The sequence below is a fragment of the Mycobacterium sp. ITM-2016-00318 genome (assembly GCF_002968285.2).
Taxonomy (GTDB): domain Bacteria; phylum Actinomycetota; class Actinomycetes; order Mycobacteriales; family Mycobacteriaceae; genus Mycobacterium.
On sequence record NZ_CP134400.1, the window covers coordinates 2,772,355 to 2,790,662 of the forward strand.

Sequence of the window (18,308 nt, forward strand, 5' to 3'; positions counted from 1 at the left end):
AGACACAAAGGCTAGTGCACCGCGGCGTCTTCGGTAGCCACTAAAGTCAGCAACATGGAGGGCCAGCCACCCGCACCCGTCGAGCGGACCAGCCGATGGAGTCAATGGTTCGCTCGCTTGACCGCTTCGCAGACCAGGCGGGTGGCGCTTCTTCTCGTGCTCGTCGCCACAGCGGCCTTCGGCGGCCTCGATACCGTCAACAAACAGGTCACGCCGTTCAAACCCGGTGAGGAGTTCAACGACGGCGAATACACCGTCACGATCGAGCGCGCGAGAGTGGTCGACGAGCTGAAGGGAACCTACGGGTCTCCGAAGCCGGGGATGAAGTACCTGGGTGTACTCACCACACTGCGCAACGACGGCACCGTGCCGGGGCGACTCCGCGATCAACTTGATCTGCGCGATGTGCCCGCGAAGGATTTCTTCGGCGCCTTCCGGTTTCGCGACGGTTCGGCCATTCAGAACCTCGGCCCTGGGCTCACCGAGCAGTTGGTCTTCGCCTGGCAGGTTCCCGATGCCGTCGCGCAGTCCCTTGCTTCGGTCACCATTCGCGTCTGGAAGAAGACCTACACACAGCTGAAGGTCACCTACGGCGGCAAGGAGTGGATCGACACCGACAACTACGGGCAGGTCGTCGTGCCCGTGCAGGGGCCGTCGTGAAGCTACGCATGCCCGACGCGCGACGGGCGCTGGCCGCTGCCGGGGTGGTCGTCACCGTAGCGGTAGCCGCCGTGTTGTGGCAGAACCTGCCGACACCGACCGACGTGCTCGGTCCCTTCGAGGTCTGCGGCGATGCGGGCACCTCCACGAGGGGTCGGGGCGTCACGGCCACCGTGACCGAAGTTCGCGTCGCCCGGGAAGTCAACTCCGTCAAGCCCGCAGGTGTCTGGGTGGTGGTCGATATCGCGCTGGAGGGCACAGTCAGCACCGAGCCGGCCCACAGCCAGCTGGTCGTCGGGCCCAACGCCTATACGCCGTCCGATGTGTTCTTCACCGACACTGTGTTCGGCGAGATCAGTCCGGGGATAACACTGCGAGGTTCCTGGGTGTTCGACGTCGCCGCCGCGCTCGTCGCGCCGGAGTCGTCGGACCCGTTGACGCTTCTGCTCTGGGTCGGCGACGGCCGGCTCGATTCACGTCTGAACATCGGGATCCCCACGCAAGGCTCGCATTTCGACCGGGTCGACGAAGTGACACTGCGGAAGCCGGAAAGTTCCGCATCGTGAGGGCCCGGTTGTCGAAGTTGTGGGTGCGCAACGTGATCGGAGCGGTCGCCGCGTTGGTGTCCATCGCGGTGGCCATATTCACCGGTCTGAGCGACTCGTGGGCGACCTATCGCCACACCGTCGTTCCCGGAGGCGTTGTGCCCAGGGGGCAGAGCGGCGAAGCGGATGGGTACACGTGGAAGATCGATGCGACGAAGTACCTGAACCGCAGTCCGCGCAGCTACGGCCCGGCGCTACCCGCAGGCACCGTGTTGAGGGTCGTCACCGTCGAGCGGACCGGGCCGCCCCCGCAGAAAGTGGTCTGCAACGGTGTCATCACCGACGGGAAGCGCCGATGGAAAAGCCAAGGCGTCGGCGGGTTCACGGCACCCGAAGGTGACGGCGTGACGAGCCTGTGCAGTCGGATCGGGCTGCTTCAGTTCACGTTCCTGCTGCCCCAGGATGCCGTGCCGACCGCGATGGACATCGTGCAGTTCGACGGCCGGATCACGGTGCGGCTGCTTTTGTAGTGGAGTCGTCCTTGGCGCCAACCTGCTCGAGGCAGTACGCCACGGTCGCCGCAATCAGACACACCCGCAGCGGCTCGACGATCACGTGCGAGACCAACGCGATGGTGTCGGCGAAGCCGTTCCAGAACGTGATCGGGTGCGGGCCGAAAAGCCATGCGATGGAACGGAAGAGGTAACCGATGCTGACCTCGGGGCGGTAGAAAGCGCCCGCCATGTCGAGCCATGCCAGCGCGAGATAGCCACATATATACAGCGTTATCGCGAGCGCGCCGCCATGCAGAATCAACCGCGCAGAGTCGACGATGTTCGAGTAGTTGCCCATCCTTGCGCGTGCCCATCCGGCGAATCTCGTGCCGACGTCATTGTCGACGCGCCAGCCTCTCTGGCTCAATCTTCTCCGGCCGGCATCCGCGCGTTCGAAGACGATGTCGGCGCGGTCGCCGACGACGCGGCGCGCGACGTCCCGCCAGTCAGGCATGGAGACGCCGTAGACGATGCCGGCCACGGCGAGCCACAGCAAGGGGATCGTCGCACCGCCGAACGCGGTGCGCAGCACTGCCATCGCGGCGTCCCACAGTATTTCGAGCGGCGTGAAATATGAGAAGAGCTCGGCGCGAATGGAATCTGCCCACACGATGATTCGTCGCTCACCGATCCAGCCCATCGGATCGAGCACGAAGGTCGCTCCCTGAGTGGCCGCGAAGCTGAGCGTGAGGAAGACCCAGAGCGCATCGACGTACACCCGTATCCCGATCACCCAACGCGGCAAGCTGTCCTTGAATCTGCTGAGCACGTAGCGCGCGACAAGGGCAGCGGCGATGATCGCCCACGTGACGCCGCTGATCGGCAGTTCGTCGGGGTGTAGTCCGCCACTGGACTGGCCAGTTGTCAACGCGGTCGTCATCGAGTCGGCGACCCGATAGTCCAGCGCCGCGGTCTCGAATTCCAGCCAATCTTCGGCGAACAGTTTCCACGCCAGATAGATCGCGAAGAACGGCACGATGATGTTGGCGAAGACGTCGACACTGCGCGCCGACCGTCGGGGCAGTGCGGCCAGGACGGGTATCGCCGAGCGCAGCACCAGGAACATCGCGCCGTACGAGCCGAGCCGGGCCAACCCGGCGAACGGCATGATCAGCGACGCCCAGACGTCGTTGTCCCAGCCGACATACGCGGCGAGTTCGATGGCGCCCTTGCGCCCGAACCAGCCGAGGAGGTAGAGCGCGGCGAGTTGTGGGAAATAGTGCCACCACATTGCGAAGGGCCGAAGCACGTAGCGCACAGCAACATCGTAAGCAGTGATCTATTCGTCGGCGGCGCGCAGCCACGCCTCCTCGAGCGAATCCTTTCTCGCCAGCAGCTGGTTGAGCTCGGCGTTGAGCTCACCGAGCCGGACATGATCGGCGGCGGTCTCGGCCATCGCGTGATGCATCGCGGCGATCTGTTCGTCCAACTTGGCGAGCTGCCCTTCGATGCGCGCCATCTCCTTGCTTGTGCGCCGCGCGCGCGCCGATGCCGTCTCAGTGCGCTGCGGCTCGGGTTGGGGCGATTCGGGTTCGGCGGCGACGCGCTCGTCGAGGTATTGCTCGACGCCGCCGGGCAGCAGGTCGCAGCGCCCTGAACCGGTCAGCGCGTAGGTGACGTCGGTGACGCGTTCCAGGAAGTACCGGTCGTGAGTGACCACGATCAGCGTGCCGGGCCAGTCGTCGAGGTAGTCCTCGATGACGGTCAACGTGTCGATGTCGAGGTCGTTGGTCGGTTCGTCGAGCAGCAGCACATTGGGCTCGTCGAGGAGGATGCGCAGAAACTGCAAGCGGCGCCTCTCGCCGCCGGACAGCTCGCCGATTCGGGCGGTCAGCTTGTCTCCGACGAAACCGAAATCCTTTAGCAGGGTGTCGGCGCTGATCTCGCGTCCAGCCGCCAATTGGCTGATTCGCCGGTGGTGTTCAACTGCATCGATCACCCGTTCTGCGCCTGTCAGCTCGACCAGTACCTGGCTCAGGTAGCCGATCTGCAGCGTGGTGCCGCGTTTGATCGTGCCCGCCGCGGGCGCCAGGTCACCGGCGAGCAGCCGCAGCACCGACGTTTTGCCGGTGCCGTTGACCCCGACTAGCCCGATTCGCTCACCAGGCCCGATGGACCAGTCGACCTTGTCGAGGATGACGCGGTCACCGACCTCGAGGCGCAGCCGGTGCAGGTCGAAGACGTCCTTGCCGAGCCTCGTGGTCGCAAAGCGCTGCAGCACAAGCGAATCACGCGGTGGCGGCTCGTTGGCGATGAGTTCGTTGGCAGCTTGGATCCGGAACTTCGGCTTCGACGTCCTTGCGGGCGGTCCGCGGCGCAGCCACGCCAACTCCTTGCGCATCAGGTTCCTGCGTCTGGCCTCGGTACCGGCGGCCAGTCGCATCCGCTCGGCGCGAGCAAGCACATAGGCGGCGTATCCGCCGTCGTAGGCGTCGACCGCGCCGTCGTGCACCTCCCACGTCTTGGCGGTGACCGCATCGAGGAACCAGCGGTCGTGGCTGACGACCACCAGGGCCTGCGACCGCCGACCCGACAGGTGCTGCGCAAGCCAGCCGATCACTTCGACGTCGAGGTGGTTGGTCGGCTCGTCGAGCACCAGCACGTCGTGTCCGGCGATGAGGACGGCGGCGAGCGCGACCCGGCGTCGCTCACCGCCGCTGAGGTCGGCGACGTCGGTGTCGAGGTCCACCGCCGCAAGCAGGTGCTCGACGACTGCGCGGGTGTCGGGTTCGGCGGCCCAGATGTGGTCCGGCCTGCCGCCGACTTCTGATTTCCCGTCGCTTCGCTCGCTCAGGACGACCTCGCGAATCGTGGCTCCGGCTGCGAAGTCGTCACTTTGCCGCAGGTAACCCACCGATAAGCCCGACGTGTGGGTGACCCGACCAGAATCGGGCTCGCGGGTGCCGGTCAGCACTCCGAGCAGCGTGGATTTGCCGTCTCCGTTGCGCCCGACCACGCCAACGGCGTCGCCCTCGTCGACGCCGAGGCTGACGCCGTCGAGCAGTGTCCGGGTGCCGTAGCCGACCGTCGCGCGTTCGACGTTGATCAAGTTGGCCATCAGCCGCCGATGATAGGTAGGGCATCTCGCCGAGGACGCCGCAGGCTCTGTGCCATGATGACCTCGGCAATCGGGGGACATCTGTGACAAAAGGGGAACCGCCGGTGGTGGACCTTGGTGCGATAACCAGGCCAGTGGGCCGGTTGGTGGCCACCGCGCAGAACGGTCTGGAAGTGCTGCGGTACGGCGGCCTCGAGACCGGTGCCGTGCCGTCGCCGTTCCAGGTCGTGGAAAGCGTGCCGATGTACCGGCTGCGGCGCTACTTCCCGCCGGATACCCGGCCTGGCTCCAAACCGCCGGGCCCCCCGGTGCTGATGGTCCACCCCATGATGATGTCGGCCGACATGTGGGACGTCACCCGCGACGAGGGTGCGGTCGGCATCCTGCACGCCGCGGGCATCGACCCGTGGGTGATCGACTTCGGTGAACCCGACAAGGTCGAGGGCGGCATGCAGCGCAATCTGGCCGACCACGTCGTCGCGCTGAGTGAGGCCATCGACACCGTCAAGGAGACGACCGAGCGCGACGTTCATCTGGCCGGCTACTCGCAGGGCGGGATGTTCTGCTACCAGACCGCGGCGTTCCGCCGATCGAAAGATCTCGCGAGCATCGTCGCGTTCGGCTCGCCGGTGGACACGCTCGCCGCGCTGCCGATGAACCTTCCCGCCGGGCTGGCGGCCGGTGCCGCCGACTTCATGGCCGACCACGTGTTCAGCCGGATCGACATTCCCAGCTGGCTCGCGCGCACCGGCTTCCAGATGCTCGACCCGATCAAGACCGCGCAGTCGCGTTTGGACTTCCTGCGGCAGCTGCACGATCGCGAAGCGCTGTTGCCGCGGGAGCAACAGCGACGATTCCTGGCATCCGAGGGCTGGATCGCGTGGTCGGGCCCCGCGATCGCCGAACTGCTCAAGCAGTTCATCGCGCACAACCGGATGATGACCGGCGGGTTCTCCATCCACGGGGACCTTGTGACGCTCAGCGACATCAACTGCCCGGTGCTGGCGGTGGTCGGCGAGGTCGACGACATCGGCCAGCCCGCTTCGGTGCGCGGCATCAAACGCGCTGCGCCGCAGGCTGACGTATATGAATTCCTCATCCGCGCAGGCCATTTCGGCCTCGTCGTCGGATCGAAGGCGGCCACTCAGACGTGGCCGACGGTGGCCCAGTGGGTCAAGTCGATCGACGGTGACGCGGATCTGCCCGAAGGCGTCGTGCCGATGGCGCTCCAGCCGTCGGAGCCGAACGAAAGCGGTGTACCGCTGGCATCGCGAATCGCCCACGGCGCCACCGCCGCCGGCGAGATGGCGTTCACCATCGCCAGATCTGCCGCCGAGGCGGTCGTCGCCGCCAACAAGTCGGCGCGCGCACTGGCAGTCGAGACGGTCCGCACCCTGCCCAGGCTGGCCAGGCTCGGCCAGATCAATGACCACACCCGCATCTCACTCGGCCGCATCATGAGCGAGCAGGCGCGGGATGTGCCCAACGGCGAGGCCCTGCTGTTCGACGGGCGCGTGCACACCTACGAGGCGGTTGATCGCCGCGTCAACAACGTGGTGCGCGGCCTGATCGAGGTCGGCGTTCGACAGGGCGCGCATGTCGGTGTGCTGATGGAGACCCGGCCGAGTGCGCTGGTGGCGATCGCCGCCCTGTCGCGTCTCGGCGCGGTCGCCGTGCTGATGCCTTCCGACGCCGATCTGGCAACCGTCGTGCGGCTTGGCGCGGTGTCCGACGTCATCGCTGACCCGAGCAATCTCGACGCTGCCCGCGGCCTCTCGACGAGGGTGCTCGTGCTCGGCGGCGGCGAGTCGCGGGAACTGCACGTGCCCGATGACGCCGACGTCGTGGACATGGAGCGGATCGACCCTGACGAGGTGGATCTGCCCGGCTGGTACCGGCCGAACCCGGGCCTGGCGCGCGACCTGGCGTTCGTCGCATTCAGCACGGTGGGCGGCCAGTTGCTCGCTCGCCAGATCACCAACTTCCGCTGGGCGTTGTCGGCGTTCGGGACCGCATCGGCGGCCAACCTCGGCCGCGGCGACACCGTCTACTGCCTTACCCCGTTGCACCATCAGTCGGGGCTGCTGGTGAGCCTGGGCGGCGCGGTCGTCGGTGGTTCTCGAATAGCCCTGTCGCGGGGCCTTCGGCCGGACCGGTTCATCCAGGAGATCCGCCAGTACGGCGTGACGGTGGTGTCCTACACGTGGGCGATGCTGCGCGATGTGATCGACGACCCGTCGTTCGCGCTGACCGGCAACCATCCGGTGCGGCTGTTCATCGGCTCGGGTATGCCGACGGGCCTGTGGAAACGCGTTGTGGACATCTTCGAGCCCGCCCACGTCGTCGAGTTCTTCGCGACCACCGACGGCCAGGCGGTCCTGGCCAACGTGGCCGGAGCGAAGATCGGCAGCAAGGGGAGGCCCCTTCCCGGCGGCGGCGACGTCGAACTCGCGGCGTACGACCCGGAGGACGACCTGATCCTCGAGGACGACCGCGGCTTCGTGCGAAGAGCGGAGACGAACGAAGTCGGCGTCATGCTGGCGCATCCGCGCGGGCCCATCGACCCGACGGCGTCGGTGAAGCGCGGCGTGTTCGCTCCCGCCGACACCTTGGTGTCCACCGAGTACCTGTTCCGGCGTGATCTGGACGGCGACTACTGGGCCGTGGACAACCGCAGCCTCGTCATCCGCACCGAACGCGGACCTGTCTACGCGGCGCCGGTCAACGACGCACTCGGCATGATCGACGCGGTGGACCTGTCGGTGACCTATGCCGTCGACATCGGCCGGCAGCGGGTGGCGGTGGCCGCCCTCGCTCTGCGCCCCGGCGGAAGCATTGCAGCAGGAGATCTCTCTGAGGCGCTCGCGGAACTTCCCGTCGGAGGGGCGCCCGACATCGTGCACGTGGTGCCCGAAATGACCCTCAGCGCGTCGTACCGACCGCTGATCAGCCCGCTGCGTGCGATGGGTGTGCCAAAGCCCTCACGTAACGCCTGGTACCTCGACGTGGATACCAATAAGTACAAGCGACTGACGGCCGCGGTGCGCACCGAGATCATCGGCGCGGACTGAGGCCGTGCCGCAGGTCCGACACACTGTTAGGGTTGCACCGCCCCCGCGAGGAGCACTGGAGGATCGGATGACATCGCAAAACGGTAGGCGCCGCCTGGTCGGTGCCCTTGCTGGCGGCATGGTCGCCGGCGCACTTTTTGCGGGCATCGGCGCGCCGACTGCCGTTGCCGCTCCAGGCGACGATGAGACGACCGATACCGAGGCTCCCGCGGCGCCGAAAATGACGGGCGAGCAGGCGCTGGCCATCATTCAGCAGGACTATGACCTGGGCGCAGGCGGCGGTCAGCTCTCCAATCTCGTCCATGAGGTGCTCACCCTTCGAAATCTCGGCTTCCGGCCGTCGAAAGCGAACCAGACGGCCATCACCGAGGCGCTCGAGAAGCGGCCCAACCAGGCGCCCCTCGTGGAGGCCCTCAAGGCGACCGTCGCCTACCAACGCAAGCTCCAGTCACAGGCGGCCGCACAGCAGGCCCAAGGCGGAAACAACAACTTCGCCATCGGCGGAGCGCCCGCTCCCTTCGATCAGGGCGGCACCATCATGGGTCATCCCGGCTGATTCACCTCGTGCTCGACGACACGCTGCGCAGCATCCTGGTCTGTCCCGAGGACCGCGGTCCGCTGCTGTTGATCGGTGACGACGAATATCTCTACAACCCTCGGTTGCGTCGGGCGTACCGGATCGAGGACGGCATCCCGGTGCTGCTGGTCGACGAGGCGGTGGCGATCGACGACGACGCCGAACACGAACGGCTGCTGAGCCGCGCGAAATCCTGACGGTTCGTCACTATTCGGGCGCCTCCCCTTCCCCTCAGCCCGCCGGAACGCAAGTGCAGGAGCCGTTTTCACACTTTGGCCAACCCGGGCAAGTCCTCGGTCAGATAGCGCTGCAGGTTAGGGGCGATCGTTTCCGCGATCTGGTCAACGGGAAGGGATCTGAACGGTTCCAGCTCGAGGATGTAGCGCGCCATCACCACACCGACCAACTGCGACGCCACGAACTGGACGCGCACACGTCCGCTGCCCGGCGGATTGTCGACCCGCGAGCCGACCTCGACGGCGATGACATCCTGCAGGAACGACCGAACGAGCGAGACATCGTTGCCTGCGAGAATCGACCGCAAAGTCGCGATGAAACCCTTGCCCATCTCGGAATCCCACAGCGGCAACAGGATCGACGGCAGCACATGGCCGATTCGGTCGACGGGAACTTCTCGCAGCGGTCCGATCACGGCCATCGGGTCGATCGGGATGTGGATCGCCGCGGCGAACAACTGCGTCTTGGTGCCGAAGTAATGGTGTACCAACGCGGGATCCACTTCGGCGTCGGCGGCGATGGCGCGGATCGACGTCTTGTCGAACCCGTTGCGGGCGAACAGCTCCCGGGCGCAGTCGAGAATGCGCTCACGGGTGACCGAGGTCCCGGGCGGTCGCCCGGGACGTTTGCGCTCGGTGTTGGTCGTCAAGACTTCACGGTGTCCTTCGTCGTAGCGTCGCAGCGGCCAGGCACAGGGCGATGACCGCGAATCCGATCACCACCACGATGTCCCGCAACGCGATCGCCGTCAGGTCCGGGTAGGCGCCGACCTGCTGCAGCGCTTCAAGAGCGTAACTGGCGGGCAGCACGTTGCTCACCCATTGCAGCCAATCGGGCAATACGTTGCGGGGAACGATGATGCCGCACAACAGCAGCTGCGGGGCGATGACCAGGGGCATGAACTGCACCGCCTGAAATTCTGTCCTCGCGAATGCACTGCACAGAAGGCCGAGGCCGACTCCGAGCACCGCATTGATGATCGCGATCACGAACACCAATAACGGGCTGCCCTTGGTGTCCAGTCCGAGGAGCCAGAAAGACACGACGCAGGCCAGCGTGGCTTGTGCGGCCGCCGCGATCGAGAACGCCGTACCGTAGGCGGCCAGCAGATCCAGCCGGCGCAGCGGTGTGGTCAGGATGCGCTCCAATGTTCCCGAAACCCGTTCGCGCTGCATGGTTATCGACGTGATGAGGAACATGACGATCAGGGGGAACACGCCGAGCATGATCAGGCAGGCGTTGTTGAACGGTGACGGGGTACCCGGCCGATGGGGCGCGTTCTGGAACATGAAGTACATCAGCGTGATGATGAGACTCGGTACCACGAGAATCATCGCCACGCTGCGATGGTCTGCCGCGAGCTGGCGAAGAATGCGTCCGGTGGTCGCGACGTAGCTCTGCGGGTTCAGCTTGCTGCGGCTGCGGTGCTGTGCCGGATGACGGACAGAAACGCTTCCTCCAGTGATTGACATCCCGTGTCCTCTCGTAGCTTTCGTGGTGTGGTGTGGGCAAGTAGGTGGCCGTCCCGCATCAGCAGCAGGTCACCGCAGTGGTCGGCCTCGTCCATGACGTGGCTGGAGACCAGCAGTGTCGTTCCACGCCTGGCCAACTGATCGAACTGCTGCCACAGGTCGACGCGCAGCACGGGATCGAGGCCGACGGTCGGCTCGTCGAGAACCAGCAGATCCGGAGCGGCCACCAGCGCGCAAGCCAGCGAAACGCGTGTCCGCTGGCCGCCGGAGAGATTGCCGCACACGGCCGTTCGGTGATCATCGAGTCCCACCGCGGACACGGCTTCGTCAGCGGCCTTGGAATCCATGCCGTACAGGGCGCCGATGTACCGGACGTTGTCGATGATTCGAAGGTCGTCGTAGATCGTGGGGGCCTGCGGCATGTATCCGACACGCCTGCGCAGGGGCGCCGAGCCCGCCGGTTGGCCCAGCACCGTGACGCTGCCACCGGTGAGGATCTGCGTCCCCACGATGCTTCGCATCAATGTGGTCTTGCCGCAGCCTGAGGGGCCGAGCAGACCGGTGATCGTGCCGCGCGCGATCTGCACCGACAGGTCGTGGATGGCCGGGCGCTTGCCACGCACCACCCGGAGATGGTCGATGGTCACGACCGGTTCGACTCCCCGCTGCAACAATTCATCACTCGATGAAGTCATCATGTGGTGAATACTGCTCCCCGGGCGTTCGGAGTGTCAAGGGGCGAAGGCAGAATCGCCACGATGACCGCGCAATTGCTGCCCGCCGTTCCCGTGGACGCGGCCCGCCGTCTACTGGGAGCAGCGTTGGTCGGACGCGGGGTGAGCGCGATGATCATCGAGGTCGAGGCGTACGGCGGCCCGCCCGACGGTCCGTGGCCGGATGCCGCGTCGCACTCCTTCCGCGGCCGACGCGGGCGAAACACGGTGATGTTCGGACCGCCCGGGCGGATGTACACCTACCGCAGCCACGGCATTCACATCTGCGCCAATGTCGTGTGCGGCTACGACGGAGTCGCCGGGGCGGTCCTGCTACGTGCCGCGGCGGTCGAGTCCGGACTCGGCATTGCACGAGATCGCCGGGGCGAATCCGTGCGCCCCGCAGCGCTGGCGCGGGGCCCAGGCAACCTCTGCTCGGCGCTGGGAATCACGATGGATGACAACGGGATCGACCTCTTCGATGCTCGCAGCCCGGTGCGGCTCGAGCTGTCCGAGGAGCACGCCTCGGTCGACGGGCCTCGCGTCGGCGTCAGCCAGGCGGCCGACCGGGCGTGGCGGTTCTGGTTGGCCGGCCGGGCGGAGGTGTCGCTGTACCGCCGCAGTCCGCGGGCACCGGCGCCCGGCCAGAGCGACTGATACGGGAAGATCGGGACCATGGGAACGGCCAACATCCTCGACGAATTGGACTGGCGTGGGCTGATCGCGCAGTCCACCGACCCGGATGCGCTCGGGCAGCAGCTGGCCGCGGGCCCCGTCACCGTCTATTCGGGTTTCGACCCGACAGCGCCGAGCCTGCATGCGGGGCACCTCATACCGCTGCTGACGCTGCGCCGGTTCCAGCAGGCCGGCCACCGGCCGATCGTGCTGGCGGGCGGAGCGACCGGCATGATCGGCGACCCCCGCGAGGTCGGCGAACGCACGCTGAACACCGCGTCCACCGTCGCCGACTGGACAGATCGCATCCGCGGTCAGCTCGAGCGCTTCGTCGACTTCGATGACACAGCGTCGGGCGCGGTCGTCGAGAACAACCTCACCTGGACCAGCGAGCTGGCCGCGATCGAGTTTCTCCGCGATATCGGCAAGTACTTCTCCGTCAACGTGATGCTCGACCGCGACACCGTGCGGCGACGCCTCGAGGGCGAGGGAATCTCCTACACCGAGTTCAGCTACATGCTGTTGCAGGCCAACGACTACGTTGAGTTGAACCGGCGCTATGGCTGCACGTTGCAGGTCGGCGGCTCCGATCAGTGGGGCAACATCATCGCCGGGGTGCGACTCGTGCGCCAGAAGCAGGCCGCGACCGTTCACGCGTTGACCACCCCGCTGGTCACCGACTCCGATGGCAACAAGTTCGGGAAATCGACCGGCGGCGGAAATCTCTGGCTCGACCCGGAGATGACGAGTCCCTACGCGTGGTATCAGTACTTCTTCAACACAGCCGACGCCGACGCGATCCCATACCTGCAGTGGTTCACCTTTCTGTCGCGCGACGAGGTCGCCGAGCTCGAACACGCGACTTCGGAACGCCCTCATGAGCGCTCGGCACAGCGCAGGCTCGCTCAGGAACTCACCACGCTGGTCCACGGAGCGTCGGAGTGCACGGCCGTCGAACACGCCAGTCAGGCGTTGTTCGGACGGGCCGATCTTGCGCAGCTCGACGAACCGACACTGGCTGCGGCCCTTCGCGAAGCCGGCAACAACCAGGTGGCGGAACTAGCGCCGAATGCGCCACACGGCATCACCGACCTGCTCGTGGCCAGCCGACTGGTCGACAGCAAGGGCGCCGCCAAGCGCACGGTCGCCGAGGGAGGCGCGTACGTCAACAACGTCCGCGTCGAAAGCGAGGACTGGACCCCGCAGCCGTCGGACTTCCTCCACGACCGGTGGCTGGTACTGCGTCGCGGCAAGCGGAATATCGCCGGGGTGCAACGCGTTGACTGATCTGTCGGTGCTGACGCATGACCGCGCACGCAAGGAGTGAGTGTCGGAAGTGCGCACGACCGGCGGAACCGTTGAGACACACCGCCGATCAGCCCATTTGACTCCGACTTTTCCCTCACGTAACTTGTTGAAGTCGTCGCGACGCGGTCCAGCCGCTGAGCGCGACGGCGTCCCAGAGGGAAGTTCCCGCTTCGGCGGGTTCCTGACCGTCCGCACTACGAGTACGCGGCCAAAAGCCGCGGGCTTGTCGCGCGGGTTGTTTGAGAACTCAATAGTGTGTTTGGTGGTTTTTGTTTGTTGTTTTTTGTCGTGTCCGCATTTTCCCGTTTGGGGGCATGACGTTGTTTTTTTGCCAGTTTTGACTGGTTGCTTTGATCGGATTGTTCTGATTCGAATTCTGCCTCGTTGTGTTTGAGGGGTTTTTGTTTGGAGAGTTTGATCCTGGCTCAGGACGAACGCTGGCGGCGTGCTTAACACATGCAAGTCGAACGGTAAGGCCCTTTCGGGGGTACACGAGTGGCGAACGGGTGAGTAACACGTGGGTGATCTGCCCTGCACTTTGGGATAAGCCTGGGAAACTGGGTCTAATACCGAATAGGACTACGCGATGCATGTCGTGTGGTGGAAAGCTTTTGCGGTGTGGGATGGGCCCGCGGCCTATCAGCTTGTTGGTGGGGTGATGGCCTACCAAGGCGACGACGGGTAGCCGGCCTGAGAGGGTGTCCGGCCACACTGGGACTGAGATACGGCCCAGACTCCTACGGGAGGCAGCAGTGGGGAATATTGCACAATGGGCGCAAGCCTGATGCAGCGACGCCGCGTGAGGGATGACGGCCTTCGGGTTGTAAACCTCTTTCAACGCCGACGAAGCGTAAGTGACGGTAGGCGTAGAAGAAGCACCGGCCAACTACGTGCCAGCAGCCGCGGTAATACGTAGGGTGCGAGCGTTGTCCGGAATTACTGGGCGTAAAGAGCTCGTAGGTGGTTTGTCGCGTTGTTCGTGAAAACTCACAACTCAATTGTGGGCGTGCGGGCGATACGGGCAGACTGGAGTACTGCAGGGGAGACTGGAATTCCTGGTGTAGCGGTGGAATGCGCAGATATCAGGAGGAACACCGGTGGCGAAGGCGGGTCTCTGGGCAGTAACTGACGCTGAGGAGCGAAAGCGTGGGGAGCGAACAGGATTAGATACCCTGGTAGTCCACGCCGTAAACGGTGGGTACTAGGTGTGGGTTTCCTTCCTTGGGATCCGTGCCGTAGCTAACGCATTAAGTACCCCGCCTGGGGAGTACGGCCGCAAGGCTAAAACTCAAAGGAATTGACGGGGGCCCGCACAAGCGGCGGAGCATGTGGATTAATTCGATGCAACGCGAAGAACCTTACCTGGGTTTGACATGCACAGGACGCCGGCAGAGATGTCGGTTCCCTTGTGGCCTGTGTGCAGGTGGTGCATGGCTGTCGTCAGCTCGTGTCGTGAGATGTTGGGTTAAGTCCCGCAACGAGCGCAACCCTTGTCTCATGTTGCCAGCGGGTAATGCCGGGGACTCGTGAGAGACTGCCGGGGTCAACTCGGAGGAAGGTGGGGATGACGTCAAGTCATCATGCCCCTTATGTCCAGGGCTTCACACATGCTACAATGGCCGGTACAAAGGGCTGCGATGCCGTGAGGTGGAGCGAATCCTTGTTAAAGCCGGTCTCAGTTCGGATCGGGGTCTGCAACTCGACCCCGTGAAGTCGGAGTCGCTAGTAATCGCAGATCAGCAACGCTGCGGTGAATACGTTCCCGGGCCTTGTACACACCGCCCGTCACGTCATGAAAGTCGGTAACACCCGAAGCCGGTGGCCTAACCCCTTGGGGAGGGAGCCGTCGAAGGTGGGATCGGCGATTGGGACGAAGTCGTAACAAGGTAGCCGTACCGGAAGGTGCGGCTGGATCACCTCCTTTCTAAGGAGCACCAATTCATTCCCCCGTGCCTCACATGTGTGAGGGGTTCGCGGTTGGGATATCAGTGCCGGCGCCTGTAGTGGGTTGCCGGTGGGTGCACGACAAACGTTGAGCCGGTTCGGGTTTCGAGTGATCGAACGCCGGTGAGGGATCACCAGACACACTATTGGGCTTTGAGGCAACAGGCCCGCTATCTCTTCGTCCCGAGGGTGGGAAACCGGGGATAGGGTTTAGGTTGTCGCCCTGCTTTGGTGGTGGGGTGTGGTGTTTGATTTGTGGATAGTGGTTGCGAGCATCTAACACGCAGACGTTGTTTGTGTGTTGATGTGCAATTTCAGAGTTTTTTAACTCATATGATTTTTGGTTTTTTGTGTTGTAAGTGTTTAAGGGCGCATGGTGGATGCCTTGGCACTGAGAGCCGATGAAGGACGTGGGAGGCTGCGATATGCCTCGGGGAGCTGTCAACCGAGCGTGGATCCGAGGATGTCCGAATGGGGAAACCCGGCGCGAGTGATGTCGTGTCACCTGCTGGTGAATATATAGCCAGTTGGGAGGTAACGCGGGGAAGTGAAACATCTCAGTACCCGTAGGAAGAGAAAACAATTGTGATTCCGTGAGTAGTGGCGAGCGAAAGCGGAGGATGGCTAAACCGGATGCATGTGATACCCGGCGGGGGTTGTGTGTGCGGTGTTGTGGGGCGTTTCTTCTCTCATCCGCCGATGAGGGCGAAAGTGATAAACCGTGGTGTTAGGTGAAGTGGCCTGGGATGGCCTGTCCGGAGAGGGTGAGAGCCCCGTAACCGAAAACATCGCGGCTTTCGTGGAACTGTCCCCGAGTAGCAGCGGGCCCGTGGAATCTGCTGTGAATCTGCCGGGACCACCCGGTAAGCCTGAATACTTCTCAGTGACCGATAGCGGATTAGTACCGTGAGGGAATGGTGAAAAGTACCCCGGGAGGGGAGTGAAAGAGTACCTGAAACCGTGTGCCTACAAGCCGTCAGAGCCCTCCACCTCGTGGTGGGGTGATGGCGTGCCTTTTGAAGAATGAGCCTGCGAGTCAGGGACATGTCGCGAGGTTAACCCGTTGAGGGGTAGCCGCAGCGAAAGCGAGTCTGAATAGGGCGTATCCCCGGTAGGGGTGTAGTGGTGTGTTCTGGACCCGAAGCGGAGTGATCTACCCATGGCCAGGGTGAAGCGACGGTAAGACGTCGTGGAGGCCCGAACCCACTTAGGTTGAAGACTGAGGGGATGAGCTGTGGGTAGGGGTGAAAGGCCAATCAAACTCCGTGATAGCTGGTTCTCCCCGAAATGCATTTAGGTGCAGCGTTGCGTGTTTCTTGCCGGAGGTAGAGCTACTGGATGGCCGATGGGCCCTACTAGGTTACTGACGTCAGCCAAACTCCGAATGCCGGTAAGTCAATAGCGTGGCAGTGAGACGGCGGGGGATAAGCTCCGTGCGTCGAGAGGGAAACAGCCCAGATCGCCGGCTAAGGCCCCTAAGCGTGTGCTAAGTGGAAAAGGATGTGCAGTCGCAAAGACAACCAGGAGGTTGGCTTAGAAGCAGCCACCCTTGAAAGAGTGCGTAATAGCTCACTGGTCAAGTGATTGTGCGCCGATAATGTAGCGGGGCTCAAGCACACCGCCGAAGCCGCGGCAGCCGCAAGGCTGGGTAGGGGAGCGTCCTGCATCCGGTGAAGCCACCGAGTGATCGAGTGGTGGAGGGTGTGGGAGTGAGAATGCAGGCATGAGTAGCGATAAGGCAAGTGAGAACCTTGCCCGCCGAAAGACCAAGGGTTCCTGGGCCAGGCCAGTCCGCCCAGGGTGAGTCGGGACCTAAGGCGAGGCCGACAGGCGTAGTCGATGGACAACGGGTTGATATTCCCGTACCCGTGTGTGCGCGTCCCTGACGAATCAGAGGTACTAACCACCCAAAAGGTAGGCCACCAAACCCTTTCGAGGGGGCGGGACCTACCGGCTGCGTGGAACCTTCTCTGGTAGTAGTCAAGCGATGGGGTGACGCAGGAAGGTAGCCGTACCAGTCAGTGGTAATACTGGGGTAAACCTGTAGGGAGAACGATAGGCAAATCCGTCGTTCACTAATCCTGAGAGGTGATGCATAGCCGAGTGAGGCGAATTCGGTGATCCTATGCTGCCAAGAAAAGCCTCTAGTGAGTACACACACGGCCCGTACCCCAAACCGACACAGGTGGTCAGGTAGAGAATACCGAGGCGTACGAGTGAACTATGGTTAAGGAACTCGGCAAAATGCCCCCGTAACTTCGGGAGAAGGGGGACCCACACACCGTCAACCGGCTTGCCCGGGGCAGCGGGAGTGGGTGGCACAAACCAGTGAGAAGCGACTGTTTACTAAAAACACAGGTCCGTGCGAAGTCGCAAGACGATGTATACGGACTGACGCCTGCCCGGTGCTGGAAGGTTAAGAGGACCCGTTAACCCCCTCGGGGTGAAGCGGAGAATTTAAGCCCCAGTAAACGGCGGTGGTAACTATAACCATCCTAAGGTAGCGAAATTCCTTGTCGGGTAAGTTCCGACCTGCACGAATGGCGTAACGACTTCTCAGCTGTCTCAACCATAGACTCGGCGAAATTGCACTACGAGTAAAGATGCTCGTTACGCGCGGCAGGACGAAAAGACCCCGGGACCTTCACTACAACTTGGTATTGGTGCTCGATACGGTTTGTGTAGGATAGGTGGGAGACTATGAAGCCATCACGCCAGTGATGGTGGAGTCGCTGTTGAAATACCACTCTGACCGTATTGGGCCTCTAACCTCGAACCGTCTATCCGGTTCAGGAACAGTGCCTGGTGGGTAGTTTAACTGGGGCGGTTGCCTCCTAAAATGTAACGGAGGCGCCCAAAGGTTCCCTCAACCTGGACGGCAATCAGGTGTTGAGTGTAAGTGCACAAGGGAGCTTGACTGCGAGACTGACACGTCAAGCAGGGACGAAAGTCGGGACTAGTGATCCGGCACCCCCGAGTGGAAGGGGTGTCGCTCAACGGATAAAAGGTACCCCGGGGATAACAGGCTGATCTTCCCCAAGAGTCCATATCGACGGGATGGTTTGGCACCTCGATGTCGGCTCGTCGCATCCTGGGGCTGGAGCAGGTCCCAAGGGTTGGGCTGTTCGCCCATTAAAGCGGCACGCGAGCTGGGTTTAGAACGTCGTGAGACAGTTCGGTCTCTATCCGCCGCGCGCGTCAGAAGCTTGAGGAAACCTGTCCCTAGTACGAGAGGACCGGGACGGACGAACCTCTGGTCTACCAGTTGTCCCACCAGGGGCACCGCTGGATCGCCACGTTCGGACAGGATAACCGCTGAAAGCATCTAAGCGGGAAACCCCCTCCAAGACCAGGCTTCTCACCCATCAAGTGGGATAAGGCCCCCCGCAGACCACGGGATCAATAGACCAGACCTGCACACCCAGCAATGGACAAAGGGAACTGGCACTAACCGGCCGAAAACTTACACACAACCAAAAACCCGCAACCACACA

13 protein-coding genes and 2 rRNA genes are annotated in these 18,308 nt (G+C 63.5%); 10 read left to right on the plus strand and 5 right to left on the minus strand.

Going from position 1 to position 18,308, the window contains the following annotated elements:
* Nucleotides 1–54 precede the first annotated feature (54 nt).
* The 3 genes from C6A82_RS13560 to C6A82_RS13570 are packed head-to-tail and all read left to right on the plus strand — an operon-like array spanning nt 55 to nt 1,735.
* Entirely contained in the window at nt 55–660 is a 606-nt protein-coding gene (locus tag C6A82_RS13560) for a hypothetical protein (protein ID WP_311101336.1), read from the plus strand.
* On the plus strand, nt 657–1,226 hold the full coding sequence (locus C6A82_RS13565) for a hypothetical protein (RefSeq protein WP_158261658.1): 570 nt from the start codon (nt 657–659) through the stop codon (nt 1,224–1,226). Before C6A82_RS13560 ends, C6A82_RS13565 begins: the two co-directional genes overlap by 4 nt.
* Nucleotides 1,223–1,735, plus strand: coding sequence for a hypothetical protein (locus C6A82_RS13570; protein WP_142406014.1), 513 nt, complete (start codon nt 1,223–1,225; stop codon nt 1,733–1,735). Before C6A82_RS13565 ends, C6A82_RS13570 begins: the two co-directional genes overlap by 4 nt.
* Here C6A82_RS13570 and C6A82_RS13575 read toward each other — a convergent pair.
* Together C6A82_RS13575 and C6A82_RS13580 are read right to left on the minus strand one after the other, a co-directional pair.
* On the minus strand, nt 1,713–3,017 hold the full coding sequence (locus tag C6A82_RS13575; protein ID WP_105347153.1) for a hypothetical protein: 1,305 nt from the start codon (nt 3,015–3,017) through the stop codon (nt 1,713–1,715). The two genes, C6A82_RS13570 and C6A82_RS13575, sit on opposite strands and share 23 nt — an antisense overlap.
* Nucleotides 3,018–3,038: 21 nt before the next feature.
* Nucleotides 3,039–4,817 carry an ABC-F family ATP-binding cassette domain-containing protein gene (locus C6A82_RS13580; protein ID WP_105347151.1) on the minus strand — a complete coding sequence of 593 codons (1,779 nt, stop codon included), beginning with the start codon at nt 4,815–4,817 and terminating at the stop codon, nt 3,039–3,041.
* Nucleotides 4,818–4,924: 107 nt separating this feature from the next.
* On the opposite strand from C6A82_RS13580, the gene C6A82_RS13585 reads away from it, so the two are divergent.
* From C6A82_RS13585 to C6A82_RS13595, 3 genes are all read left to right on the plus strand, one after another.
* Nucleotides 4,925–7,888, plus strand: a complete 2,964-nt coding sequence (locus C6A82_RS13585; RefSeq protein WP_105347149.1) for an acyl-CoA synthetase — start codon at nt 4,925–4,927, stop codon at nt 7,886–7,888.
* A 67-nt stretch (nt 7,889–7,955) separates the two neighbouring features.
* Nucleotides 7,956–8,444, plus strand: coding sequence for a hypothetical protein (locus tag C6A82_RS13590; protein WP_142406013.1), 489 nt, complete (start codon nt 7,956–7,958; stop codon nt 8,442–8,444).
* Between the two features lie 8 nt (nt 8,445–8,452).
* On the plus strand, nt 8,453–8,662 hold the full coding sequence (locus tag C6A82_RS13595; RefSeq protein ID WP_105347145.1) for a Trm112 family protein: 210 nt from the start codon (nt 8,453–8,455) through the stop codon (nt 8,660–8,662).
* Nucleotides 8,663–8,730: 68 nt separating this feature from the next.
* On the opposite strand, the gene C6A82_RS13600 is transcribed toward C6A82_RS13595, so the two are convergent.
* Genes C6A82_RS13600 through C6A82_RS13610 form a run of 3 tightly spaced genes read right to left on the minus strand, consistent with a single transcriptional unit; the run spans nt 8,731 to nt 10,872 of the window.
* Nucleotides 8,731–9,351 (minus strand): TetR family transcriptional regulator, encoded by a 621-nt coding sequence (locus tag C6A82_RS13600; RefSeq protein WP_105347143.1) that lies wholly within the window; start codon nt 9,349–9,351, stop codon nt 8,731–8,733.
* Nucleotides 9,352–9,355: 4 nt separating this feature from the next.
* Complete coding sequence (locus C6A82_RS13605; RefSeq protein ID WP_233217056.1) at nt 9,356–10,174, minus strand: ABC transporter permease; 819 nt, start codon at nt 10,172–10,174, stop codon at nt 9,356–9,358.
* On the minus strand, nt 10,108–10,872 hold the full coding sequence (locus C6A82_RS13610; protein WP_105347141.1) for an ABC transporter ATP-binding protein: 765 nt from the start codon (nt 10,870–10,872) through the stop codon (nt 10,108–10,110). Before C6A82_RS13610 ends, C6A82_RS13605 begins: the two co-directional genes overlap by 67 nt.
* A 60-nt stretch (nt 10,873–10,932) precedes the next feature.
* On the opposite strand from C6A82_RS13610, the gene C6A82_RS13615 reads away from it, so the two are divergent.
* The 4 genes from C6A82_RS13615 to C6A82_RS13630 all read left to right on the plus strand — a co-directional run bounded on the left by C6A82_RS13615 (nt 10,933) and on the right by C6A82_RS13630 (nt 18,285).
* The gene (locus tag C6A82_RS13615; RefSeq protein WP_105347140.1) at nt 10,933–11,544 is read left to right on the plus strand and encodes a DNA-3-methyladenine glycosylase; all 612 of its coding nucleotides are present in this window, start codon (nt 10,933–10,935) and stop codon (nt 11,542–11,544) included.
* A gap of 18 nt (nt 11,545–11,562) precedes the next feature.
* A complete protein-coding gene (gene tyrS / locus C6A82_RS13620) occupies nt 11,563–12,849 on the plus strand; it encodes a tyrosine--tRNA ligase (RefSeq protein WP_105347138.1) in 1,287 nt (428 codons plus the stop codon).
* A 423-nt stretch (nt 12,850–13,272) separates the two neighbouring features.
* Nucleotides 13,273–14,794 (plus strand): 16S ribosomal RNA (locus C6A82_RS13625).
* Between the two features lie 373 nt (nt 14,795–15,167).
* A 23S ribosomal RNA gene (locus tag C6A82_RS13630) occupies nt 15,168–18,285 on the plus strand.
* The 16S and 23S rRNA genes sit together here, the layout of an rRNA operon.
* The last annotated feature ends 23 nt before the right edge of the window (nt 18,286–18,308 follow it).